Source organism: Mesorhizobium sp. L103C131B0 (assembly GCF_000502275.1).
Classification (GTDB): Bacteria; Pseudomonadota; Alphaproteobacteria; order Rhizobiales; family Rhizobiaceae; genus Mesorhizobium.
In genome coordinates this window covers 44,093-66,782 of sequence record NZ_AYXC01000005.1, presented here as the reverse complement: position 1 = coordinate 66,782, position 22,690 = coordinate 44,093, and the positions used below count along the sequence as shown (strand labels likewise).

The window sequence follows — 22,690 nt, the reverse complement described above, 5'->3', positions numbered from 1 at the left end:
AGCCTGGCGTCAGTCCGGCACACTGGTCTGCAACGCCAGCGCGTGCAGCACGCCGCCCATATTGCCCTTCAGCGCATCATAGACCATCTGGTGCTGCTGGACGCGGCTCTTTCCGCGGAAGCTTTCGGCCACCACTTCGGCTGCATAGTGATCGCCGTCACCGGCGAGGTCGCGGATCGTCACCTTGGCGTCCGGAATGCCGTCCTTGATCAGTTTTTCGATGTCGTGGGCATCCATTGCCATGGCAAAATCCTGTTCTGGGCGGCTAGGCACGAGTGACTCGGACGGCAGCCTAAAGCCTTTCTGGTCCGGGTTGAAGCCGTTCTGTCGGCGACGCAGTGTCTAGGCCATCCTGCCGCGGGTGAACCACACCATCTTCTGTGATGTCGTCGCGGGTCGAGAACCCCCGGCCAAGGCTGAACACCAGGACATAGAGCGGGATGTTGAGCGCCAGGTTGATAATCGGGAGATAGCTGGTCATCTGCCACAAGGGCGAAAAGAATGGTTGGCCATAGCCGTCGCAGATCAGCGATGACCCGTATTCCCACAGCGCGCCGGTAATGACCGCAATGGCAAATAGCTTGATGCAGGTGGCGACATGCCTTGCGCGCGCCGGGTTCGGCAAAAGGCGGCTCCACAGCACCAGGCAGACGATGGGGATCGCATAGATCAGACTTTGCAAGGCCAGCATCTGCAGTGTGCCATTGGCCGCCTCAAGGAACTGGTCACGCCTTTCCAGCAGCGGACAGACCTCGCTCGAGGTCGTCGACAGCAGGAAAAAGACGAACGGCCCGAGGAACCAGAAGAAGAACAGCGACGGCCAGAAGACGACTGCGATCAGCGTCCGGGCTGCCAGGCTGGTCAACTGGACTTGTCCATGAAGTTCGGGAACCAGCCTTCGTGGGCGGCGGTCAATTCGCTGACCGGGATCGCCCTGGCATCGCCGAGCTTCAGTTCGTTTCCACCGGTCGAGCCGATCCATGGCGCAAAGATGCCGAGCCTGCTCTGTTCCTCGCGGATGGCGTCCCATTCCTTGCTCTGCGGATCGACGGACAGCGTCAGGAGGTAGCGGCCCTGGTCCTCGCCGAACCAGACCGGGATCGGGTCGGTGCCGGCGAGCCCCGGAATGGTGGCGCCGATGCCGGACGCCATCGCCATTTCGGCCAGGGCTATCGCCAGGCCGCCATCGGAAAGGTCATGCGCCGCGGTGACGACACCCGACGCGATCAGCGCGCGCACATGGTCGCCGACGCGCTTTTCGTGCGCGAGGTCGACGGGTGGCGGCGGCCCGTCGGTCCGACCGTGAATGTCTCTGAAATAGGCGGACTGGCCGAGATGGCTGCCCCAGCTTGGGGGCGCGCCGACCAGCAGGATCATCTGGCCCTCGGCGGCAAAGCCGATACGGGTCATCTTCGACCAGTCGGCAATCAGCCCCACGCCGCCGATGGTCGGCGTCGGCAGGATACCTTGGCCATTGGTTTCGTTGTAGAGCGAGACATTGCCCGACACGATCGGGAAGCCGAGCGCCCGGCAGGCATCGCCAATGCCTTTCACCGCGCCGACCAGTTGGCCCATGATCTCAGGCCGTTCCGGATTGCCGAAATTGAGGTTGTCGGTGGCCGCCAGCGGCAGCGCGCCGGTGGCGGTGAGGTTGCGCCAGCATTCGGCCACCGCCTGCTTGCCGCCTTCGTACGGGTCGGCCTCGCAATAGCGCGGCGTGACGTCGGAGGAGAAGGCGAGCGCCTTGGTCGGATGGCCTTCGACGCGCACCACGCCGGCGTCGCCGCCGGGAAGCTGCAGCGAATTGCCCTGGATCAGCGTGTCGTACTGCTCCCACACCCAGCGGCGCGACGACAGGTTCGGCCCGCCGAGCAGTTTCAACAGCGCATCGGCAACGTCGGCCTTCGGCGCATCGCCGGCTGCGAGCGCCGCCGGCTTCTTCGGCTCGACCCAGGGGCGGTCATATTCCGGCGCCTTGTCGCCAAGGTCCTTGATCGGCAGATTGGCGACCTCGTCGCCCTGATGGATGACGCGGAAACGCAGATCGTCGGTGGTCTTGCCGACGATAGCGAAGTCGAGGCCCCATTTGTGGAAGATCGCCTCGGCTTCCTTTTCCTTCTCGGGGCGCAGCACCATCAGCATGCGCTCCTGACTCTCCGACAGCATCATCTCATAGGCGCTCATGCGCTCTTCGCGCACCGGCACCTGGTCGAGGTGAAGCTCGATGCCGAGGTCGCCCTTGGCGCCCATCTCGACCGCCGAACAGGTGAGGCCGGCCGCACCCATGTCCTGGATGGCGATGACGGCGCCAGACGCCATCAGCTCAAGACAGGCTTCGAGCAGGCATTTTTCGGTGAAGGGATCGCCGACCTGCACGGTCGGGCGCTTCTCGTCGATCTTGTCGTCGAACTCGGCCGAGGCCATCGTGGCGCCGCCGACGCCGTCGCGCCCGGTCTTGGCGCCGAGATAGACGACCGGCAGGCCGACGCCCTTGGCTTCCGACAGGAAGATCGCATCGGTCTTGGCGAGGCCCGCGGCAAAGGCGTTGACCAGGATGTTGCCGTTGTAGCGGGCGTCGAAATTGACCTCGCCGCCGACGGTCGGCACGCCAAAGGCGTTGCCGTATCCTCCGACGCCGGAAACCACGCCGCTGACCAGGTGCCTGGTCTTGGGATGGTCCGGTGCGCCGAAGCGCAAAGCGTTCATCGCCGCAATCGGCCGCGCGCCCATGGTGAAGACGTCGCGCAATATGCCGCCGACGCCGGTCGCCGCACCCTGGTAGGGCTCGATGTAGGAGGGATGGTTGTGGCTCTCCATCTTGAAGACGACGCAGTCGCCGTCGCCGATATCGACCACGCCGGCGTTCTCGCCCGGACCCTGGATGACCTGCGGCCCGGTGGTCGGCAGCGTGCGCAGCCATTTCTTCGAGGATTTGTAGGAGCAGTGCTCATTCCACATCGCCGAGAAGATGCCGAGTTCGGTAAAGCTCGGTTCGCGCCCGACCAGATCGAGGATGCGCTGGTATTCGTCGGGCTTCAGCCCATGCGCGGCTATGAGTTCCGGGGTGATCGGCACGGAATTGGAAATGGTCATGGGCGGCGATTGATGTCCATGGGAGAGGGGAATTTGAGTCCCCTCATATCGCAAGCTTTGGCGTGATACACCCCATTGGATGACGAAAAACGCCGGAAAACCACAGGGCGACGATGGTAGCGGGGAGCCGCTGGGGAACGCTATGGCATCCCGGCCGTTAGGCCTCAAACCAATCAGGAGATTTCGACATGGCCACCAAGCAAGGCAAGAAAGACAATCGCCTCTCCGACAAGGAGGCCATGCATATTGCCGAGACCACCGACGTTTCGCCCAAGCAGGCCAAGGACCTGGCCGAGAAGCACGGCAAGGACAAGGGCGCGAAGGAAGCCAAAAACTTCAAGGCAGAGGGCTGAACCTGAAGATCGGGATACAGGAGGATCGAGTCAGGACGAACTGTCGTAGCCGGCGCGGCCTTCCTCCAGCAGCCGCCGGATCACCGCGACGCCGCCGGTGATGTCCTCTCGCCGCCTTGGCTGCGAGACGCCGAAACGCACGCCGTGAAAAACCTGCTCGGAACGCCCCGCCTTGAACTCGTCCTCGTCGTCGAGGAGCACGCCATTTTCGAGGCATGCGCTCCTGAAAGTGCCGGACAGCCAGGGATCGGGCAGCGTCAGCCAGACGAAGGGCACGCTGCCGTGTGACTTGAAGGCGAAACCGGCCAGTGTCTCGCGCACGATGGCGATCCGGGCGGCAATTTCGGCAATGCTGCGTTTGCGGATATCGCCAGCCTGCCCTGACAGCACCAGCCGCGCATTCACCTCCGCCAGCAGGAACGGCATTCCGCCGGTCATCATCTTGTGGGCGACGCGGATGCGATGGCGATAGGCGGGCGGGCAGGAGAGCCAGCCGCCGCGAACACCTGCCGCGACCGATTTCGACAGACCGCCGGCGACAATGGTGCGCTCGGGCGCATATTCGGCGATGAGCGGCGTCGGATCTTCGGTCAGGCCGCCATAGAGATCGTCCTCGATGACGATGACATTGTACGCGCGCGCGACGCGGGCGATCGCCTCGCGGCGCGAAACCGACAGGATCGCCAGCGTCGGGTTCTGCACCGTCGGCATCAGGAAGATCATCTTCGGGTGCTTCTGCGCGCAGACGCGTTCGAAATCCTCGGGATCGAGGCCTTCTTCGTCCGATGCCACCAGTGCTATGCGCCGCCCGATCAGCCCGGCGCTGCGGGCGATCTGCGAATAGGTGAGGTGCTCGAAGACGACATAGTCGCCCGGCGTGGTCAGTGCCGCAATCGCCGCCATCACCGCGGCATGCGTGCCAAGCGTGGGAACGATGGTGTCGGCCGCCGGACGGAACGAATTGCGCGACAGCCACCGGGCGCCGGCCTCGAACCAGCGCTCCGGAAAATCCCTGGTGTAGCTCGAAATCTCGTGCGGGTGTTCCTGCACCGTGCGCGAGAGCATGTCAGCGACAATGGCGCCCTGGCCGATGTCGGGCGCGGCAGTGCTGTCGAAACGCAGTTTGCCGGGCGGCGCATCGACATAGCGCGTGCCTTGCACGGCAGGCTCGGCGAATTCGGGTGACGCTTCCGATTGCTGCGCCAGCACATAGGTCCCGCGACCGACTTCGCCGCTCACCAGGCCGCGCTCGCGCAGCAGCTGATAGGCTCGGCCGATCGTGCCGACCGTCGTGCCGATATCATAGGCGAGATCGCGCTGCGGCGGCAATTTTGCCCCGGCATCGATGACGCCCTTGTCGATGTCCGACTCGATGCTGTCGGCAAGGCGCTGGTAAAGCGGGCCGGAACCGATGGTGAGGTCAGGGAGCCAATTTGTCATGGTGACAATTCTGTATATTGCACCAGATCGGGTGTCAATGCATATCAGAACCGTACCAAGATGGGTACAATTTGCAAGGTTGGCAGAAAGACAATGGATACAATCGAGACAATCCGCTGCGCGGGCATTGAATTGGTCGGGCCGCGCCCGTCCAGCCGGCGAGGCTTTGTCGGCCGGATCGTGCATGTAGTCAGATCGCTGGCGCGATGGATCGACGTGCTGATCGAGCGCCGTCGCGGCCGCCTGGCTTTGCTCGAAATGACCGACGAGCAGCTCAGGGACATCGGTGTGTCGCGTGACGACGCTCACCGCGAAGGCATCAGGCGATTCTGGGACTAACTTGTAGTCTGGTCAGCGGCGTGTGCCCGGAGCCCTGAGGCGTGAGACGCCCTTATCGGCAAGCACGGCGAGGATGCACAGCACCAGGAAAACACCGGTGACGGCCAGCGCCGCAAGGGCGACGTTGGCCGCGCCGTTTTTCGCAACGTCGAGGAACGGGTAGGGTACTTCGCCTGCGATCGGTGCGCGCGCCAGCGCATAGGCGAGATAGGCGATCGGATAGGCCATCCACCACGAAATGTCGCTCCAGCGTGTCCTGCCGTCAGCGCCTGCAACAAGCCACCACAGCACGAACAGCACCGGCGTCACATAGTGCAGCAGCACGTCACAGAGCAGGAACAGCCCCTGCGGCTGCCAGAGCTGCGCCAGAACCGTCGCGTAGACGATGAAGACCAGGGCGATGGAAGCCGCCACGCCCGCCCGCATCCGCGGCCCGGCAAAGGCCGGCAGCCAGGCGTAGCCCGAAGGCGACAGCAGCGAGACATGGACCAGCACTGCACCGATGTTGGTCAGGATGGTGAAGAAGCTGAACAGAAAGACGATGGAGCCGAGAAAACTGCGGCCGGCTTCCATCGATGCCGGGATGGTGATGCACGCTTGCAGGACAAGCCCGGCCAGACCGATGATCAATCCCGCAAACTGCAGGAAGCGGCCCATGGCGTCAGGCGGCCGCGTTGCAGGAGGGGTTGCCCGTTTGCCAGCGCGCAATGTCGGATCCGATGCGCGCGCCGAGCGGATCGTCCATCAGCGGACCGAACACGTCGACGCGGCTGGAATTGCCTTGCGCCTGGACGACCAGCAGCGGCTTGCCGCCATAATGCTTGGCCGGCACCAGCAGGAAGCGGGGCGTGCCGCTGAACGAATTCAGCTCATTGGCCATCTGATAGGATTTGAAGGCGGGATCCTTGCTGGCGATCCAGCATTTGTGGGCCGATATCGCTACCTGTTCCATGGCCAGCAGCGAAGCGCTCTTGCCCGTGGGGACCGGCGCGCTCTTCGGGCTGGACTGGCAGGACGCCAACGCCAAGCCGGCAGCAGCCAGGGGACCTAGGCGAACAATCGTCAGTCTCATGGTCAACCGCCCCCGCGTTTTGAAAGGAATTCGAAGAGATATCAGGCGGCGATGCCGAGTGCGCCTTCGAACAGCGCCCGGCCGTCACTGCCGCCATGCGCGGCCTCGATCAGGTTTTCCGGATGCGGCATCAGGCCGAGCACATTGCCCTTCTCGCTGATGATGCCGGCAATGTCGTTGATCGAGCCATTGGGATTGGTGCCTTCGGCATAGCGGAACACAACCTGTCCTTCGCCCTCGAGGCGCGCAAGCGTGTCGGCATCGGCGAAATAATTGCCGTCATGATGCGCAACCGGCGTGCGGATGATTTGGCCCGGCTGATAGCGGCGGGTGAACATGGTGTTGGCGTTGGCGATCTGCAGCTTCACCTCACGGCAAACGAATTTCAGCGAAGCATTGCGCATCAGCGCGCCGGGCAGCAGGCCGGCCTCGACCAGAATCTGGAACCCGTTGCAGACGCCAATGACCATGACGCCCTTGGCGGCCTTTTCAGCGACTGCCCGCATCACCGGCATCCGCGCGGCAATGGCGCCGCAGCGCAGATAATCGCCGAAGGAGAAGCCGCCGGGAATGGCGATCAGGTCGACATCGGGGATTTCAGTGTCGGTCTGCCAGACGGTCGCCGGCGCCTGCCCGGAAATCTTGGTCAGCGCCGCAATCATGTCGCGGTCGCGGTTGAGGCCGGGGAGAAGAACGACAGCTGATTTCATATCAAGCGATCTCCACCGCGTAATTCTCGATCACCGTATTCGCCAGCAGCTTGTCGCACATGGCTTTCAGATCGGCTTCAGCCTTGGCCTTGTCGGTCTCCGAGAGCTCGAGGTCGAAGACCTTGCCCTGCCGCACCTGGCCGACGCCGCCGAACCCCAGTCCGGACAGCGCGTGCTCTATGGCTTTTCCCTGCGGGTCGAGCACGCCGTTCTTGAGGGTGACGGTGATGCGGGCCTTGATCATGCTGGACAGGTTCCTGTTCGAAGACTTAGCAATTCCAGGAAAAGTGTGAAGCGGTTTTCCGTCCGGAATTGCGTCAAGAAATGAAGACTTAATGCGGCTTGCCTTTGAGGCCATCGGTCGAGGCGACGAGCACCGGGCCGGTCGGGCGCGGCGGCTCGTTCTCGTTCATGATGCCAAGGCGGCGGGCAACTTCCTGATAGGCTTCGACGAGGCCGCCCATATCGCGGCGGAAACGGTCCTTGTCGAGCTTGTCCTGCGTTGCCACGTCCCACAGCCGGCACGAATCCGGCGAGATCTCGTCGGCAACGACGATGCGCATCATGTCGCCCTCGAACAGGCGGCCGCATTCGATCTTGAAATCCACGAGCTGGATGCCGACACCCATGAACAGGCCGGAGAGGAAGTCGTTGACGCGGATGGCCAGCGCCATGACGTCGTCGATCTCCTGCGGGCTTGCCCAGCCGAAAGCGGTGATGTGCTCTTCCGACACCATCGGATCGTCGAGCGCATCGGCCTTGTAATAGAATTCGATGATCGAACGCGGCAGAACGGTGCCTTCCTCGATGCCGAGGCGCTTGGACAGCGAGCCGGCGGCGACATTGCGCACCACCACTTCGAGCGGAATGATCTCGACTTCCTTGATCAGCTGCTCGCGCATGTTGAGCCGGCGGATGAAGTGGGTCGGAATGCCCATGCGGTTCAGATGGTTGAAGATGTACTCGGAAATGCGGTTGTTGAGCACACCCTTGCCGTCGATGACCTCATGTTTCTTCTTGTTGAATGCGGTCGCATCATCTTTGAAGAACTGGATAAGCGTGCCCGGTTCCGGTCCCTCATAGAGGATCTTGGCCTTGCCTTCATAAATGCGGCGGCGATTTTTCATCTGATTTTTCTCTGGATTTGCGGGCAGGCGGCAAGCGACCAGTTCCTGTCCGTCTGCCTAAATTGGTGCGGCGACGGGTGGGGTTCAATGCCGGGTCTATCCCAATCACAGCGTTTGCTCAATCGGCAAATCCTTTCCATCGACCGCTTTCAGGAATGAAATGCCGCAGCGCAGCAAGTGATGTAGCATATTGACCGGCCCGCGCCCTTTTGGTTTGTGCTGCGGCAACACACATATCCATCGCCAACGCGAATCGATTTCATCGGAGGGAAGCCATGAGCAGCATGAAAGACCGCGAAGAGGGTTTTGAGCGCAAATTCGCCTTCGACGAAGAACTTCGCTTCAAGGCTTCCGCACGCCGCAACAAGGCGCTCGGTCTGTGGGCCGCCGAAAAGCTGGGCAAATCCGGCACTGACGCCGACGCCTATGCCAAGGAAGTTGTGGTTTCCGATATCGAGGAAGCCGGCGATCACGACGTATTCCGCAAGATCCGCAAGGATTTCGACGCCGCCGGCGTCGACCAGTCGGATCACCAGATCCGCCGCACCATGGACGAACTGATGGCGCAGGCGATCGAGCAGATCAAGAACACCTAGAGCGAGTAGCGCTGGACCAATCGACCGCCCGGTCCAGCCGGGCGGTTTTTCTTTGTCTTTTCAGCCTTTTCCGGCTGAAACTGTGCGTAGGCCTGTTACAAGGCTCTACCCAACGAGGAAAGCACCCATGTCCCTGAAGTCACGCCTGGCGGCGGATGAAACGCTGTTCACCGCCTGGTCCGGCGTTCCGGACGCTTTGACGGTCGAAATCATCGCCAAGCAGGGTTTTGACGCCGTCACCCTCGATATGCAGCATGGCGGACACCACGAAGACTCGGTCTTGCGCGGCCTGGTGCCGGTGCTGGCCGCCAACAAGCCGGCGCTGGTGCGCATTCCGGTCGGCCGCTTCGACATGGCCAGCCGCGCCCTCGATTTCGGTGCCGAGGCGGTGATTGCACCGATGGTGAATTCGGTGGCCGATGCAAAACTCTTTGCCGCGGCGATGAAATATCCGCCGATGGGCGAGCGCTCCTGGGGCCCGACCTATGCTTTTCCGCGCCATGGCAAAGGCGACCACGCCGAATGGCTGCGCGACACCAATCAACGCACCATGGCCTTTGCCATGGTCGAAACGCGCGCCGCACTCGATGCGCTGGACGGCATCCTCGACACGCCGGGCATTGACGGCATCTTCCTCGGCCCATCGGATTTCTCCATCGCCTGGTCGAATGGCGCCACCGTCAATTCGACGCTGGAAAGCATGATGGAAACCGTCGCCTCCATCGCCGAGCGGACGCGCAAGGCGGGCAAGCATGCGGCAATCTACGTCGTTGAGCCGGCGATTGCCGGCCGCGTCGTGGCGATGGGCTACCGGCTGCTGGCGATGGGCTCGGACCATGCGCTGATTTCGCTCGGCGCAAAGATACTCATCAAAAGCATGAACGATTCGATCAAGGGCTGAGGCGTGGTGCCTTGCCCGGTCAGGCCTTGAGGTCGGTCAGGAACTTGGCGAAGGTCATCGACCCTTCCGGCCACGGGCCGAAGCCGGCATCCTCATTGAGGTGACCGGTTTCGCCGGCATCGATGAACAGCGAACCCCAGGCGCCGGCAATGTCCTCGGCAACCTCGAAGGCGCAGAACGGATCGTTGCGGCTGGCGATGACGATGGACGGGAAGGGCAGCGGTTCGCGTGCATAGGGGCCAAAGGTCATCAGGTGACGCGGCCTTATCTCCGGGTTGGCGACGTCGGGCGGCGCGACAAAGAACGCACCGGCGACCGGCTTCCTGAACTGCGGAATGGCCTGCACCGCGGCCGCCACGCCCAGGGAATGGGCAACGATCACCACCGGCCGCTCGGCCTCGTTGACAGCGTTCGCCACGCTCGCCGTCCAGTCCTCGCGCACCGGCTTCGACCACTCCGCCTGCTCGACCCGGCGCGCCGTCGACAGTTTCGACTGCCAGCGTGTCTGCCAGTGTTGGGGGCCGGAATTGGTGTAGCCCGGCACGATCAGAATATCTGCGTCTTTGACTTTCATGGCGCTGAGATAGCGAGCGGCCGTGTCTCGTGCAACCCGCGCTGACGCATGCGGTGCATCACAATCGTGAACAACCTGTTCGATTCTTTCCATCTTGTGTGAACGATCAGGATCGACGATTTGAGGCAGGAAGAGATGGACAACAGAATAGACTGGTGGCGCGGCCTGGGATAACGCGCTGAACGGAGAGTTTTATGAGCGAACTGCCTTTTGCCGCGACGACCCCCGTCAGCGTGTCACGCGTGGGCCTGAAGGCGCGCGACGCCGAAGGACTTGCCGATTACTACCGGGCTGTTGTCGGCCTGCAGGAATTGAGCCGCGCCGATGGCGCCATCACGCTGGGCGCTGCCGAGCGCCCGCTGCTGGTCATCGAGCCTGACGCAGCGGCCAAGCCCGACGATCCGCGCAGCGCCGGCCTTTTCCACACCGCTTTCCTTCTGCCCAGCCGCGCCGATCTCGGCCGTTGGATAAACCATGCCGCCGCCAACAAGATCCGCATCGAGGGCGCCTCCGACCATCTGGTCAGCGAGGCTTTGTACCTGACCGACCCCGAAGGCAACGGCATTGAAGTCTATAGGGACCGTCTGCCGCAGGAGTGGAAGTGGAACGGCGACAAGATCGCCATGGCGACCGAGCGGCTGAATCTGGCCGCCGTGGTTGGCAGCGTGCCGGCCGGTGACGCCGGCTGGCAGGGCGCGCCGCAAAACAGCATTATCGGCCATGTCCATCTGCGCGTCGGCCGGCCGGAAGATGCCGAGGCCTGGTGGCACGACGAATTTGGCTTCGACACGGTCGCTAAGTATGGAGGGCAGGCGGTGTTCCTGTCGTCGGGAGGCTACCACCATCATATCGGTGGCAATTCGTGGCACAGCGCCGGCGCCGGCCGCCGCGATCCGTCCCGCTCGGGTCTGGCCTGGGTCGAGATGCGGTCGGACAAGACAACCGCTGAAACCACGCGGGAAGATCCGTGGGGCACGGTTATCCGCACCGTGCCGGGCGCCGCCGGCTGAGCGCCCGCTCGGTTCTTACAAGGAAGTGGCGGCGTAGCCCGTCAGCAGCCCATGCGCCCAGCTGTCGAAGCCGGTGGCTGTCGCGCGGGTGGACGCCTCGGTCCAGTCATAGCTGACCGTATGATGGCTGAACGACCATTGTCTGTCCTTGCGCGTGGCAAGGGCATAGCGGGCATCCGGACTGCCGGTCACAGTCAAACCTGGGAATGCCTGGACGCCGACACTGCCGGGATTGAGGATTGTCCGGTTGTCCGACAAGCGCACAACGCGCGGCGTATGTGTATGGCCGCACAAGGTCAGCCCGGCGCCGGCGCTGCCCAGCTTGTGCCTGATCTGCTTTTCATTGGACGGGTGGAAGTGGCTGCCTCCGTCTTCCTCGAGCAGGAACACGTCGTCGTCACTGGGGCTGCCATGGCAAAGCAGGATGTCCTGGGCAGGCGACAGGGTGACCGGCAATGCGGAGAGCCAGGTCAATGACGCCTGGGACAGGCATTGGTGGGTGAAAGCATCGACGTCTTCCAACCCGGAAGCAGGCGGCTCGACCAGCACACGGTCGTGATTGCCGCGCACGGTCGGCCAATTCTGTGCCATCAGATATTGCGCGGTTTCTTCAGGCCATAGCGGCCCGGAGAGACAATCGCCCAGATTGACGATGATGTCGGGAGAAGCGTCTTTGATCTGCGCATGAACCGCCTCAAGCGCGCGCAGATTCCCATGGATGTCGGAAAGGACAGCCAGCCGCATGGAAGATCCTATCCGAAAACCCGCTTGAAGATCGTGTCGACATGCTTGGTGTGATAGCCCAGGTCGAATTTCTCGCGGATCTCGGCTTCGGGCAGCGCTGCGGTGACTTCCTTGTCGGCCAACAATTCCTCAAGGAAATCAGCGCCATGTTCCCATACCTTCATGGCGTTGCGCTGCACCAGGCGGTAGGCATCCTCGCGGCTGACGCCGGCTTGCGTCAGCGCCAAAAGCACGCGCTGCGAATGCACAAGGCCACGGAACTTGTTCATGTTCTTCAGCATGTTGTCGGGATAGACCAGCAATTTGTCGACGACGCCGGTGAGCCGCGACAGCGCGAAATCCAGCGTTACCGTGGCGTCCGGCCCTATCATGCGCTCGACCGAGGAATGCGAGATGTCGCGCTCGTGCCAGAGCGCCACATTCTCCATCGCCGGCAGCGCCATGGAGCGCACCATGCGGGCAAGGCCGGTGAGGTTTTCGGTCAGCACCGGGTTGCGCTTGTGCGGCATTGCCGACGAGCCCTTCTGGCCCGGCGAAAAATACTCTTCCGCTTCCAGCACCTCGGTGCGCTGCAGATGGCGGATCTCGGTCGCCAGCCGCTCGACCGACGAGGCGATGACGCCGAGCGTGGCAAAGAACATGGCATGGCGGTCGCGAGGGATGACCTGCGTCGACACCGGCTCCGGCTTCAGCCCAAGCTTTTTCGCCACATGTTCTTCGACATAGGGATCGATGTTGGCGAAGGTGCCGATCGCGCCCGATATGGCGCAGGTGGCAATATCCTCTCGCGCGTGCACCAGCCGCTCGCGGCAGCGTGAGAACTCGGCATAGGCCTGCGCCAGCTTGACGCCGAACGTGGTCGGCTCGGCATGAATGCCGTGGCTGCGGCCGATGGTGACGGTGTCCTTGTGCTCGAAGGCCCGGCGCTTCAGCGCGGCGAGCAGGCCGTCGAGGTCGGCCAGCAGGATATCGCTGGCGCGGCCGAGCTGCACCGCAAGGCAGGTGTCGAGAACATCCGATGAGGTCATGCCCTGGTGGATGAAACGCGCATCCGGCCCGACGAATTCGGCGAGATGGGTGAGGAAGGCGATGACGTCGTGCTTGGTGACGGCCTCGATCTCGTCGATCTTGCCGACGTCGAATTGGGCGGCGCCGCCTTTTTCCCAGATGGTTTTGGCGGCTTCCCTGGGAATGACGCCGAGCTCGGCCAGCGCATCGCAGGCATGGGCCTCGATCTCGAACCAGATGCGGAAGCGGGTTTCCGGCGACCAGATGGCGACCATTTCCGGCCGGGAATAGCGAGGGATCATCCGTCAGTCCTGATATGTCGGTGGTTAAGTGCGCCTCCTATCAGAGGCGGACCGAATGCTCAACGCTGCTGGCGTGCAAACCAAACGCTGGCGGCGGCAAGCGCGATGAATCCGAGCGGAAAATAGAGCCTGATACCCAGCACCACGAACTGGTAGAGCGCCGTCAGCGAGGTGAAGACCAGTTCGAACGCCCACCGGGCGGTGAAGGCCTCCGCGTGCCATTCGGCATAATAGGAGCGGTATTGCAGCGCAAACAACCCGCCGGTGAAGGCGAGCGTCGTGGCAAGCAGGCAGACGAAGGCGGCGGCGAACGCCACCTCCCAATGCCGGTCGAGCGAGACCAGCCGCGCCGCGAACAACCCGACGGGAAAGGCCAATGCCGCGCCGGTCGCAAACAGCAGGGCGACGAAGCGGATCTTTTCCGGGGTCTCCCAATTGTCGAGCCAAAGACCGGTCAGCGCGCTGGCGCCCATGGCCATCGCCCACAGCAAGGCGCCGAGAAGCGCGGTGCCCGTCGATGGTACGGCGCGGCTGACGCGATTTCCGGCGCGCTTGCGCCAACTGGATTGATCGAGCGATGTCACAGGCGTCCGGTCACGGCGATCCAGCGAAAATCCGGCCCTTCGAAGCCGTATTGGCGCACCGCGATCAGCACCGCATAGGCGCTGATGCCGTCCATCGAAAATGTCTGCACCGCGCCGATCCTGTAGCCGTTCGGGCAGCCACGGCTTTTCGGGATCGATTTATCCTCATGCAGCAGATGGGTCTGGCCGCCATCCCTGGCCTCGATCCGCAGCAAGCGAAAACCGTTGATCTCGCCTTGGCTCTGGCAGCTTTCGGTGTCGTTCATGCCGATCTCGTCCAGCCGGAATTCCAGCGGCGGGTCGACCGGCGAAAAGATCGGCCGTGGGTTGACCACCATGCGGAACGGGTCGGCCGACAATTCGGTCACCGGGTTGAAGCCGGCGGTGATGCCGCGGTTGGCGGTAAGCTCGGCCTGGGCAATGATTGCTTCGCCTTTTTGCCTGGCTTGCTGACGGGCCGTCTCGAGCGAGGCGGTCTCATCCTCCAGCCGGACCCGGATTGGCGTGCCCTTCAGGAACGTGTCGTCGGCGGTGTTGATGTAGTGGCGATTGGCATAGGGAAAGCCCGAACCGTCTGCCACACCATATTCCTCGAAGGCGAAGACGCTGCCATCCTTGCTGAAGCCGAGGATTTCAAGCTCGGCGACATCGCCCGCTTGGGCGGCCATGGCGGATGCCAGATGGACCAGCAGGCAAACGCCAATCAGGACGAGATTTCGCATCGGGGTTCCGCTCCGCCTGCCGTGGTTCGATCGTTCCCTATCACGAGACAGTCAAAACATCGTGCTATTCGAAAGGCGATGCATCCAATTTCGCCTCTGTTTGTTATCGTCGATCGTTTTCAAAAGGAGAACACCCCATGACTGAGGCCAGCAAGATTCGCGAGCATATGGAAGTGGTCGGCGCCGACGGCGTTCACATCGGCACCGTCGACAGGGTCGATGGCGAGCGGATCAAGTTGACCAAGGCCGACAGCGGCGAGGGCGCCCATCAGGGGCATCACCACTACATTCCCTTGAGCCTGCTTGCCGAGGTCGAGGGCCAGAAAGTCTGGCTGTCGGCAAATTCGGATGTCGCGGTCAGCTTCGAGGAAGAAGAGTCCGACCCGACCTGACTGAAAATCAGCGCGACGACCACACCGCAAACAGGTCGCCTTCGGCCGGCGTCGCGGCATGGATGCCGCGGCTGATTGCGCGCGCCATGGTGGCGCCGGCAGTGGCAAAGAAATCGACGGCATCGTCGGCGCTGAGTTCTATGCCGCTCTTCCCCGTCGCCAGCGCGAACACCAGATCGCCGTCGGCCGGCGTGTGCACCGGCCAGATGGCGCGCACGAAGCCGTCATGCGCTGAAATGGCCAGCCGCTTGGCTGCCGCCTTGGTCAGCACGGCATCGGTGGCGATGACGGCGATGGTGGTGTTACCACCGGCCTCGACTTGTCCACCGACACGCTTGTCGCGGTATTTCAACAGGATCCGCCTGGCGTCGTCCGGCATCGGCGAGGGATAGCCGAGGCCTCCGAACTCATCGCCGATCTCGAAGGGTGCCGCCCAGAAATAGCGTGTACGCGCAATCGTCACCGAGCCGGTCGGGTTGGCGGCGGCGAGCGCGCCGATGGTGATGCCGCTGTCGAGCGCGGTCGAGGCCGAGCCGAGGCCGCCCTTCAGCCCGGAGCTTAGCGCGCCGGTGCCGGCGCCGATTGTGCCGAGCGGAAAGTCGACTGTTGCCGCCTGGGCGGCTTCGTAGCCGAGGTCGCGGTAGGGAGGATAACGGCCCCAATCCTTGTCGCCGCCATTGCGCAGGTCAAACAGGATCGCCGCCGGCACGATCGGCACCCGAAAGCCGCCGACATCGACGCCAATGCCTTTTTCACGCAACGCCGCCTGCACGCCCGACGCGGCGTCGAGGCCGAAGGCCGAACCGCCCGAAAGCACGACGGCATGAACCGCCTCGATGGAATTGTGCGGTTCGAGCAAATCGGTCTCGCGCGTGCCCGGCGCGCCGCCGAGGATCTGCACGCCACCGACCGCCGGTTCGTCGCACAATACGGTGGTGACGCCCGATTTCAGCGTGGCATCCGACGCGTTGCCGACGCGCAAGCCGGCGACATCGGTGATCAGATTGCGCGGCCCGGTGCGAAACATCAATTCGTCTCCGCCGGCACGAAACGCGTCCCGTCGAAGCGGAAGGCGCGATAGAGGTTTTGGCTCAGATCGCCTTTGTCGTCGAACCGCAGCGGCCCGATCGCGGTGGTGAAATCATGCCCGGTTAGCGCGTCGGCCAGCCCCTTGCCCGAGGTCTGGGGCGCGGCCGAGGCCGCCTTGGCAATCTCCACCGCCGCGTAGGCCGGCAAGGCATAGCCATCCGGCGCGATGTTCTTGGCCGTAAACGCCGCCAGCACCTTGGGATCGGCGACATCGGCCCATTCCGGCGGCGCGATCATCAGCGTGCCGGCGGCGTAAGGCTCATCGCCGGGTGGCGTGCGCAAATTCTCGCCGCCGGCAAAGACAATGCCGGCCTCGAGCTGGCCGGCGTCGCGGCCCATAATGGCGATGTCGTCGCCGTCGCCACCGGCAAAGACATGCGTCGCGCCCGCCTTCTTCAGCCGGCCGATCAGCCCGATCTGGTTGTCGAGCTGCGGCCGGAACGTGTCTGTGAAGACCGGCTTCAGCGCCGCCTGTTCGGCCGCTGCGCGCAGCGTCTCGGCGATTTCGCGGCCATAGATGGTCCCGTCATCGACGATGGCGAACAATTCGCTCTGCCACAGCCGGGTCAGGATGCCGGCCACCGCATTGCGCTCGTCGTCGCCGCGTGGCCCCAGCCGGTAGACCGGCCAGCCGGTTTTGGCGCGGCGATCGGTCAGGCTTTCGGTGCGCACGCCAACGGTGATGACCGGTATGTCAGCGTCCTTGAGGATCGGCAGCGCCGCCTGGATCGCCTCGGTGCAGAGGAAGCCGACGACGATATCGACCTTCGCAGCGGCGAATTCCCTGGCGGCGGCAGCCCCGCCATCGGCGGTGCAGGCATCGTCGACCGTCTTGATCTCGGCGCCGTTGGCTTCTGCTGCCAGGGCAGCACCCGCCTCGATCTGCTTGCCCAGGATCGCCGACGGACCGGACAGGGGTGCGGCGACGCCGACAAGCAGCGTCTGCGCGCCGGCGCTTGCCGGCAGCAGCCAGAGCAGTGCCGCTATTACAGCTGTTGGGGGTCGCATTCTGACGACGAATTCCTCCGTGCCGGTCGCATGCTTCCAGCGTCTCTTCCGCCAAGACCTAAAGGCTGCCCGCCCCAGGCGCAACACGGGAATTTGCGGATTGGCGTCAACCACTTCGCTTGTGGCCTATTGTGTGCCGCCATATATAACGCTTGGATTCCCGCTTATGGAAAATCATCGGTGTTGAAGTTGAACGACATAGGGCCTCAGGCCTATCGCGACGCGATGGCGCATTTTGCCGGCCACGTCCATGTGGTGACCACCGACGGGCCCGCCGGCAAACGCGGCACGACGGTGATTGCGGCCTGTTCGGTGTCGGACACGCCGCCGACGGTTCTCGTCTGTCTCAACCGCGAGAATGCCAAGAACGAGCTCTTCGTGCAAAACCGCCGGTTTGCGCTGAACACGCTGGCTTCGCACCAGCAGCCCCTATCGGTGGCGTTTTCAGGCCTGACCGGGCTGTCTGCCGATGAGCGTTTCGCGCTTGGCGAGTGGGACGTCATATCGACCGGCGCGCCTACCCTGAAGGGCGCTCTTGCGGTTTTTGACTGCGAATTGATGGACACCAAGGATCTCGCCACCCATCGTGTGCTTTTTGGCAAGGTGACAGGCCTGCGCATGGGCGATAATTTGCGGCCGCTGATCTACCACGCCCGCGACTACCACGTGCTGCAGAGCGGAGCAGAGGCGGCAACGGAGAAAGAATGACCGAGCTGAAACCGCGCCCCGCGCCGCGGACGATCGACGAAACGCTCGATCTCCTGACCGGCGCGGACTACGTCGCGGACCGCTCGCTGGCAACGGTGCTGTTCCTGTCCCTGCGCATGCAGCGGCCGCTGTTCCTTGAAGGGGAGGCCGGCGTCGGCAAGACCGAGATCGCCAAGGTGCTGGCGCAGGCACTCGGCCGCCGGCTGATCCGCCTGCAATGCTATGAAGGGCTCGACGTCTCGTCCGCTGTCTATGAGTGGAATTACGCCGCGCAGATGATAGAGATCCGCATGGAGGAGGCGGCAGGCTCGGTCGACCGCTCCGACATGGAGCGGAATGTCTTTTCCGAAAAATACCTGATCCGCCGCCCGGTGCTCGATGCGCTGACCGGCAAGGCGGGTGCGGCCCCGGTGTTCCTGATCGATGAGCTCGACCGCACCGACGAGGCTTTCGAAGCATTCCTGCTCGAAATCCTGTCCGATTTCCAGGTGACGGTGCCCGAGCTCGGCACGATCAAGGCGGAGGAACCGCCGATCGTCATCATCACCACCAACCGCACGCGCGAAATCCACGACGCGCTGAAGCGGCGCTGCCTCTATCACTGGGTCGACTATCCCAATGCCGAGCGCGAGCTGGAGATCGTGCGCCGCAAGGTGCCGCAGGCCAACAGCCGGCTTTCCGCGGAAGTGGTGTCGTTCATCCAGAAGCTGCGCCGGGTCGAGCTGTTCAAGGCGCCGGGCGTTGCCGAGACCATCGACTGGGCCGGCGCGCTGACCGAACTCGACAAGGTGGCGCTCGATCCCGAAACCGTCTCCGACACGATCGGCGTTTTGCTGAAATACCAGGACGACATTGCCCGCATCGGCGCGGGCGAGGGCCGGCGTATCCTCGATGAGGTCAAGGCCGAACTGGCGGCGGCGGAGTAGGGCAGTGAAGGCGCCGGGTGCTTACCCCAAAGAGACCGACCCCAGAGAGGCGACGGAAGACGGGCGCATCGCCGACAACATCGTCTATTTCGCCCGCACCTTGCGCAAATCCGGCCTGCGGGTCGGGCCGGCTTCGGTCAAGGATGGGATCGAGGCGGTGCTGGCAGCCGGCATCGGTTCGCGCGACGATTTCTACTGGACGCTGCATGCCGTGCTGGTGTCGCGGCACGAGGATCACCCTGTTTTCGACGAAGCCTTCCGGCTGTTCTGGAAATCGCGCGAGCTGATCGAGAAACTTCTGGCGATGTTCTCGCCTGTGGCGCCCGACACCAGGGAGAAGCAAAAGCCGCGCGCGGCAGAAAACCGCGTCAGCCAGGCCATGTTCGAAGGCCACGAGAAGAATCGGCCGGTCAGGGAAATCCCGGAGATCGAAGTCGACGCCCGGCTAACCTTCTCCGGGAATGAAGTGCTGCGCGGCAAGGACTTTGCCCAGATGAATGCCGACGAGATGGCAGACGCCAAGAAGGCGATTGCCCGGCTGCGGCTGCCGTTCGACATGGTCCGTACCCGACGCTTCAAGGCAGACCTGCATGGCCGCCGTATCGATCCACGCGCCATGATGCGCTCGGCCGCGCGTACCGGCGGCGAACTGATCCTGCCGAATTTCCGCTCAGCCCGCGAAGTGCATCCGCCGCTGGTGGTTCTCGCCGATATCTCCGGTTCGATGAGCCAGTACACGCGCATCTTCCTGCACTTTCTGCATGCGCTGACCGAAAAACGGCGGCGCGTGCACACCTTCGTCTTCGGCACGCGACTGACCAATCTCACGCGGCAGATGCGCCATCGCGACCCCGATGCCGCCCTTGCCGACTGCTCGGCGGCGGTGAAGGACTGGTCGGGCGGCACCCGCATCGGCGATACGCTGGCGGAGTTCAACAAGCACTGGTCACGCCGCGTGCTCGGGCAGGGCGCGGTGGTGCTGCTGATCACCGACGGGCTGGAGCGCGACGATGTCGCCGGCCTGTCGGAGGAGATGGATCGCCTGCACAAATCCTGCCGGCGGCTGATCTGGCTCAACCCGCTTCTGCGCTTTGGCGGCTTCGAGGCGCGGGCCCGCGGCGTCAGAGCGATGCTGCCTCATGTCGACGAGTTCCGCTCGGTACACAATCTCGATGCGCTGGCCGACCTCTGCGCCTCGCTGCACAAGAAATCGGCCGCTTCGGTCGATCCGCGTCGCTGGCTGGACGCTGGTGTCAGGCGCGCCGCATAGCCATATTGGATTCCGAAAAACAGGCTCCCAGAGAAAAACAGACTTTGAGGCAAGCGATCATGGACAACAGCATCTATCTCGATGAGGCCCGCGACCCCTTGATCATCGCGGAAGGCTGGATGAAGGACGGCAAGGATGTCGCCGTCGCCACTGTGGTCGAGACCTGGGGTTCGGCGCCGAGGCCGGCCGGCAGTCATCTGGTCATTGACGCCGAAGGCAATTTTCACGGCTCGGTCTCGGGCGGCTGCGTCGAGGGTGCCGTGGTGAGCGAGGCGATGGACGTCATCGACTCGGGGAAAGCGAAGATGCTGGAATTCGGCGTTGCCGACGAAACCGCCTGGCAGGTTGGGCTGTCCTGCGGCGGCCGCATCAAGGTCTATGTGGAGCGGCTTGGTTAGGCATGGATCCTTACGCTCTTAAAACCCTGAATGCCGAACGTCGCGCGCGCCGCGCCGCGATCCTGGTCACCGACCTCGGCGATGGCCGCGACCGCATCGTGCGCGAAGGCGACCAGGTTGCCGGGGAACTCGGGCAAGCGATCGCCAAGGCATTTCGCACCGGCAATTCCGGCTCGGTCGAGGCTGAAGGGCGCACCTTCTTCCTCAACGCGCATTTGCCGCAGCCGCGCCTGGTGGTAGTCGGCGCCGTCCATATCAGTCAGGCGCTGGCGCCGATGGCCAGGATCGCCGGCTATCCCCTGGAGATCGTCGATCCGCGCACCGCCTTCGCCACCCCGGACCGTTTTCCCGATGTAGCCCTGCATGCCGAATGGCCGGAGGATGTGCTGAAACGCCAGCCGCTCGACAGCTATACGGCGCTCGCCGCCGTCACCCATGATCCGAAGATCGACGATTTCGCACTGAAGGCCGCGCTCGACGCCAACTGTTTCTATGTCGGCGCACTCGGCAGCCGCAAAACACACGCCAGGCGCGTCGAGCGCCTGCTGGCGCTCGGCGCCAGCGCCGACCAGATCGCCCGCATCCACGCACCGATCGGTATCGACATTGGCGCGGCGAGCCCGGCCGAGATCGCCGTCGCCATCCTGGCGCAGACGATCCACGCCTTTCGCTCGCGCGGTCTCGAAGCCAAAGGCGCGGCGGCATGAAGTTCGGGCCGATCCCGATCGATCAGGCGCAAGGCGCGGTGCTGGCGCATGCCACGACGGCGGGCGAGCGGCGTTTCCGCAAGGCGCACAGGCTGAGCACGCAGGACGTGGCGGTGCTGAAGGCGGCCGGCATTACCGAGATCGTCGTGGCGGTGCTTGCCGCCGATGACCTCAGCGAGGACGCGGCGGCCGAAAAGATTGCTGCCAGCATGGCCCACCGCAACATCGAGGCAAAACCGGCCGCGACCGGCCGCGTCAACCTCCATGCCAAGGCCGCCGGTCTCTTCACCGTCGATGCCGCCATGATCGACGCCATCAATGCGGTCGACCCGACCATCACCATCGCCACGCTGGCGCAGCACGCGCCGGTCGAGACGGGGCAAATGGTGGCGACGGTCAAGATCATCCCCTTCGCCGTAGCCTCAGCTTTGGTCGACAAGGTGGTGAAAATCTGCGCCGGTGGCGAGATCTTCGCCGTCAACGCTTATCAGCCGGTGCGCATCGGCGTCATTCAGACGATGCTGCCCGGCATCAAGGCCAGCGTGCTCGACAAGACGCTGCGCGTCACCGAGGCCCGGCTGGCACGCTCCGGCGGCCGGCTGACGACGGAGCGCCGCACGCCGCACGAGATCGCGCCTGTAGCCGAGGCAGCGGCCGCGCTGGCGCGCGACAACGACATGGTGGTGATCTTCGGCGCCTCGGCGATGAGCGATTTCAACGATGTCGTTCCGGCGGCGATCGAGGCAGCAGGTGGCACGGTGATCCGCGCGGGCATGCCCGTCGATCCCGGCAATCTGCTGGTGCTGGGCACGCTCGACGGCAAGCGCGTCATCGGCGCGCCCGGTTGCGCCCGCAGCCCCAAGGAGAACGGTTTCGATTGGGTGCTCGACAGGCTGATCGCCGGCCTCGACGTCACCGCCAAGGACATCGCCGGCATGGGCGTTGGCGGCCTCTTGATGGAAATCCCGACCCGGCCGCAGCCGCGCGAGCCGCTGCCGGCGAGAGCCGGGCTGAAGGTCGAGATCGTGCTTCTGGCCGCCGGTCGCTCCAGCCGCATGGGCGGGCCGAACAAGCTTCTGGCGCTGTTCGACGGCAAACCGCTGGTGCGCCGGACAGTCGAGCGCGCACTGGCCTCGAAGGCAACCAGCACCGTTGTCGTCACCGGCCACCAGCGTGAGCGGGTGCACCAAGCCTTGACCGGCCTCGACGTGATCTTCGCCGACAATCCGGATTTTGCCGACGGCCTGTCCTCGTCTCTAAAAGCCGGCATTGCCCGCGTTGGAGCCGAGGCGGCCGGCGCCATGATCGTCCTCGGCGACATGCCGGGTATCTCATCGGCCGATCTCGACCGGTTGATCGAGGCCTTCCGTAGGGACGGCGGCCGCTCAGTGGTGCGTGCCGCCCATGACGGCCGCCGCGGCAATCCGGTGCTGCTGCCACGCGCGCTGTTTGGAGGCATCGCTCACCTCGAGGGCGACACCGGCGCCCGCCATCTGGTCGAGGCCGAGGGACTGGATGTCATCGACGTCGAGATCGGCGACGGCGCGTCGATCGATGTCGACACCCGCGAGGCGCTGGAAGACGCCGGCGGCGTGCTGCAGGATTGACAAAGCGAAG

Annotated in this window: 29 protein-coding genes; 12 read left to right on the top strand and 17 right to left on the bottom strand. The window is 63.9% G+C overall.

Features of this window, described 5'->3' with window-relative positions:
* Nucleotides 1-9: 9 nt before the first annotated feature.
* From X730_RS153345 to purL, 3 genes are read right to left on the bottom strand one after another with little or no spacing between them, the layout of a single operon-like run.
* A complete protein-coding gene (locus X730_RS153345; RefSeq protein ID WP_010909092.1) occupies nucleotides 10-243 on the bottom strand; it encodes a BolA family transcriptional regulator in 234 nt (77 codons plus the stop codon).
* 49 nt (nucleotides 244-292) lie between these two features.
* Nucleotides 293-865 carry a hypothetical protein gene (locus X730_RS153350; protein ID WP_023826162.1) on the bottom strand — a complete coding sequence of 191 codons (573 nt, stop codon included), beginning with the start codon at nucleotides 863-865 and terminating at the stop codon, nucleotides 293-295.
* On the bottom strand, nucleotides 862-3,093 hold the full coding sequence (gene purL / locus X730_RS153355; protein ID WP_023826161.1) for a phosphoribosylformylglycinamidine synthase subunit PurL: 2,232 nt from the start codon (nucleotides 3,091-3,093) through the stop codon (nucleotides 862-864). Before purL ends, X730_RS153350 begins: the two co-directional genes overlap by 4 nt.
* A 188-nt stretch (nucleotides 3,094-3,281) precedes the next feature.
* Between purL and X730_RS1000000168145 the strand changes: the two genes are divergently transcribed.
* Complete coding sequence (locus X730_RS1000000168145; RefSeq protein WP_023669098.1) at nucleotides 3,282-3,446, top strand: hypothetical protein; 165 nt, start codon at nucleotides 3,282-3,284, stop codon at nucleotides 3,444-3,446.
* A gap of 30 nt (nucleotides 3,447-3,476) precedes the next feature.
* On the opposite strand, the gene X730_RS153360 is transcribed toward X730_RS1000000168145, so the two are convergent.
* Complete coding sequence (locus X730_RS153360) at nucleotides 3,477-4,886, bottom strand: PLP-dependent aminotransferase family protein (RefSeq protein ID WP_023748567.1); 1,410 nt, start codon at nucleotides 4,884-4,886, stop codon at nucleotides 3,477-3,479.
* 93 nt (nucleotides 4,887-4,979) lie between these two features.
* On the opposite strand from X730_RS153360, the gene X730_RS153365 reads away from it, so the two are divergent.
* The gene (locus X730_RS153365) at nucleotides 4,980-5,225 is read left to right on the top strand and encodes a DUF1127 domain-containing protein (protein ID WP_023700852.1); all 246 of its coding nucleotides are present in this window, start codon (nucleotides 4,980-4,982) and stop codon (nucleotides 5,223-5,225) included.
* A gap of 12 nt (nucleotides 5,226-5,237) precedes the next feature.
* Here the strand turns inward: X730_RS153365 and X730_RS153370 are convergent, their stop codons facing one another.
* The 6 genes from X730_RS153370 to X730_RS1000000169090 form a co-directional block, all read right to left on the bottom strand.
* A complete protein-coding gene (locus X730_RS153370; RefSeq protein WP_023684887.1) occupies nucleotides 5,238-5,882 on the bottom strand; it encodes a Pr6Pr family membrane protein in 645 nt (214 codons plus the stop codon).
* Nucleotides 5,883-5,886: 4 nt separating this feature from the next.
* The gene (locus X730_RS153375) at nucleotides 5,887-6,297 is read right to left on the bottom strand and encodes a hypothetical protein (RefSeq protein WP_023669094.1); all 411 of its coding nucleotides are present in this window, start codon (nucleotides 6,295-6,297) and stop codon (nucleotides 5,887-5,889) included.
* Nucleotides 6,298-6,338: 41 nt separating this feature from the next.
* A complete protein-coding gene (gene purQ, locus X730_RS153380) occupies nucleotides 6,339-7,007 on the bottom strand; it encodes a phosphoribosylformylglycinamidine synthase subunit PurQ (protein WP_023684888.1) in 669 nt (222 codons plus the stop codon).
* 1 nt (nucleotide 7,008) lies between these two features.
* Nucleotides 7,009-7,251: a phosphoribosylformylglycinamidine synthase subunit PurS gene (purS, locus tag X730_RS153385; RefSeq protein ID WP_023669092.1), complete on the bottom strand. Its 243-nt coding sequence runs from the start codon at nucleotides 7,249-7,251 to the stop codon at nucleotides 7,009-7,011.
* A gap of 88 nt (nucleotides 7,252-7,339) precedes the next feature.
* Entirely contained in the window at nucleotides 7,340-8,134 is a 795-nt protein-coding gene (purC, locus tag X730_RS153390) for a phosphoribosylaminoimidazolesuccinocarboxamide synthase (RefSeq protein ID WP_013532127.1), read from the bottom strand.
* Nucleotides 8,135-8,239: 105 nt separating this feature from the next.
* Entirely contained in the window at nucleotides 8,240-8,362 is a 123-nt protein-coding gene (locus X730_RS1000000169090) for a hypothetical protein (RefSeq protein WP_280790911.1), read from the bottom strand.
* A gap of 47 nt (nucleotides 8,363-8,409) precedes the next feature.
* Here X730_RS1000000169090 and X730_RS153395 point away from each other — a divergent pair, with 47 nt between their 5' ends.
* Entirely contained in the window at nucleotides 8,410-8,730 is a 321-nt protein-coding gene (locus tag X730_RS153395) for a DUF1476 domain-containing protein (protein ID WP_023669091.1), read from the top strand.
* Nucleotides 8,731-8,857: 127 nt separating this feature from the next.
* Complete coding sequence (locus tag X730_RS153400) at nucleotides 8,858-9,631, top strand: HpcH/HpaI aldolase/citrate lyase family protein (protein ID WP_023669090.1); 774 nt, start codon at nucleotides 8,858-8,860, stop codon at nucleotides 9,629-9,631.
* Nucleotides 9,632-9,650: 19 nt separating this feature from the next.
* Here the strand turns inward: X730_RS153400 and X730_RS153405 are convergent, their stop codons facing one another.
* On the bottom strand, nucleotides 9,651-10,205 hold the full coding sequence (locus X730_RS153405; protein ID WP_023694132.1) for an alpha/beta hydrolase: 555 nt from the start codon (nucleotides 10,203-10,205) through the stop codon (nucleotides 9,651-9,653).
* A 194-nt stretch (nucleotides 10,206-10,399) separates the two neighbouring features.
* Between X730_RS153405 and X730_RS153410 the strand changes: the two genes are divergently transcribed.
* Nucleotides 10,400-11,215, top strand: a complete 816-nt coding sequence (locus X730_RS153410; protein ID WP_023694133.1) for a VOC family protein — start codon at nucleotides 10,400-10,402, stop codon at nucleotides 11,213-11,215.
* Between the two features lie 15 nt (nucleotides 11,216-11,230).
* Here X730_RS153410 and X730_RS153415 read toward each other — a convergent pair whose 3' ends face one another.
* The 4 genes from X730_RS153415 to X730_RS153425 all read right to left on the bottom strand — a co-directional run bounded on the left by X730_RS153415 (nucleotide 11,231) and on the right by X730_RS153425 (nucleotide 14,575).
* Nucleotides 11,231-11,959: a metallophosphoesterase family protein gene (locus X730_RS153415; RefSeq protein ID WP_023694134.1), complete on the bottom strand. Its 729-nt coding sequence runs from the start codon at nucleotides 11,957-11,959 to the stop codon at nucleotides 11,231-11,233.
* An 8-nt stretch (nucleotides 11,960-11,967) separates the two neighbouring features.
* Complete coding sequence (gene purB, locus X730_RS153420; RefSeq protein ID WP_023694135.1) at nucleotides 11,968-13,269, bottom strand: adenylosuccinate lyase; 1,302 nt, start codon at nucleotides 13,267-13,269, stop codon at nucleotides 11,968-11,970.
* Nucleotides 13,270-13,328: 59 nt separating this feature from the next.
* Complete coding sequence (locus X730_RS01000000164375; protein WP_245261354.1) at nucleotides 13,329-13,748, bottom strand: hypothetical protein; 420 nt, start codon at nucleotides 13,746-13,748, stop codon at nucleotides 13,329-13,331.
* 101 nt (nucleotides 13,749-13,849) lie between these two features.
* Nucleotides 13,850-14,575 (bottom strand): DUF2259 domain-containing protein, encoded by a 726-nt coding sequence (locus tag X730_RS153425; protein WP_023694137.1) that lies wholly within the window; start codon nucleotides 14,573-14,575, stop codon nucleotides 13,850-13,852.
* A 137-nt stretch (nucleotides 14,576-14,712) separates the two neighbouring features.
* Here X730_RS153425 and X730_RS153430 point away from each other — a divergent pair, with 137 nt between their 5' ends.
* Nucleotides 14,713-14,967, top strand: a complete 255-nt coding sequence (locus tag X730_RS153430) for a DUF2171 domain-containing protein (protein ID WP_023669083.1) — start codon at nucleotides 14,713-14,715, stop codon at nucleotides 14,965-14,967.
* Between the two features lie 7 nt (nucleotides 14,968-14,974).
* Here the strand turns inward: X730_RS153430 and X730_RS153435 are convergent, their stop codons facing one another.
* Together X730_RS153435 and X730_RS153440 are read right to left on the bottom strand one after the other, a co-directional pair.
* Nucleotides 14,975-15,994, bottom strand: a complete 1,020-nt coding sequence (locus X730_RS153435) for a P1 family peptidase (protein WP_023739382.1) — start codon at nucleotides 15,992-15,994, stop codon at nucleotides 14,975-14,977.
* Complete coding sequence (locus X730_RS153440; protein ID WP_023743126.1) at nucleotides 15,994-17,064, bottom strand: branched-chain amino acid ABC transporter substrate-binding protein; 1,071 nt, start codon at nucleotides 17,062-17,064, stop codon at nucleotides 15,994-15,996. Before X730_RS153440 ends, X730_RS153435 begins: the two co-directional genes overlap by 1 nt.
* A 180-nt stretch (nucleotides 17,065-17,244) precedes the next feature.
* Here X730_RS153440 and X730_RS153445 point away from each other — a divergent pair, with 180 nt between their 5' ends.
* Genes X730_RS153445 through X730_RS153470 form a run of 6 tightly spaced genes read left to right on the top strand, consistent with a single transcriptional unit; the run spans nucleotide 17,245 to nucleotide 22,680 of the window.
* Nucleotides 17,245-17,772: a flavin reductase gene (locus tag X730_RS153445; RefSeq protein ID WP_023711481.1), complete on the top strand. Its 528-nt coding sequence runs from the start codon at nucleotides 17,245-17,247 to the stop codon at nucleotides 17,770-17,772.
* Nucleotides 17,769-18,698, top strand: a complete 930-nt coding sequence (locus X730_RS153450; protein WP_023700847.1) for a MoxR family ATPase — start codon at nucleotides 17,769-17,771, stop codon at nucleotides 18,696-18,698. The genes X730_RS153445 and X730_RS153450 overlap by 4 nt, the downstream gene beginning before the upstream one ends.
* Nucleotides 18,699-18,702: 4 nt before the next feature.
* Nucleotides 18,703-19,968, top strand: a complete 1,266-nt coding sequence (locus tag X730_RS153455; protein ID WP_023826160.1) for a VWA domain-containing protein — start codon at nucleotides 18,703-18,705, stop codon at nucleotides 19,966-19,968.
* A 59-nt stretch (nucleotides 19,969-20,027) separates the two neighbouring features.
* A complete protein-coding gene (locus X730_RS153460; RefSeq protein WP_023736527.1) occupies nucleotides 20,028-20,366 on the top strand; it encodes an XdhC family protein in 339 nt (112 codons plus the stop codon).
* A 2-nt stretch (nucleotides 20,367-20,368) separates the two neighbouring features.
* The gene (locus X730_RS153465; RefSeq protein ID WP_023826159.1) at nucleotides 20,369-21,073 is read left to right on the top strand and encodes an XdhC family protein; all 705 of its coding nucleotides are present in this window, start codon (nucleotides 20,369-20,371) and stop codon (nucleotides 21,071-21,073) included.
* Nucleotides 21,070-22,680, top strand: coding sequence for a molybdopterin-binding/glycosyltransferase family 2 protein (locus X730_RS153470; protein ID WP_023826158.1), 1,611 nt, complete (start codon nucleotides 21,070-21,072; stop codon nucleotides 22,678-22,680). Before X730_RS153465 ends, X730_RS153470 begins: the two co-directional genes overlap by 4 nt.
* The last annotated feature ends 10 nt before the right edge of the window (nucleotides 22,681-22,690 follow it).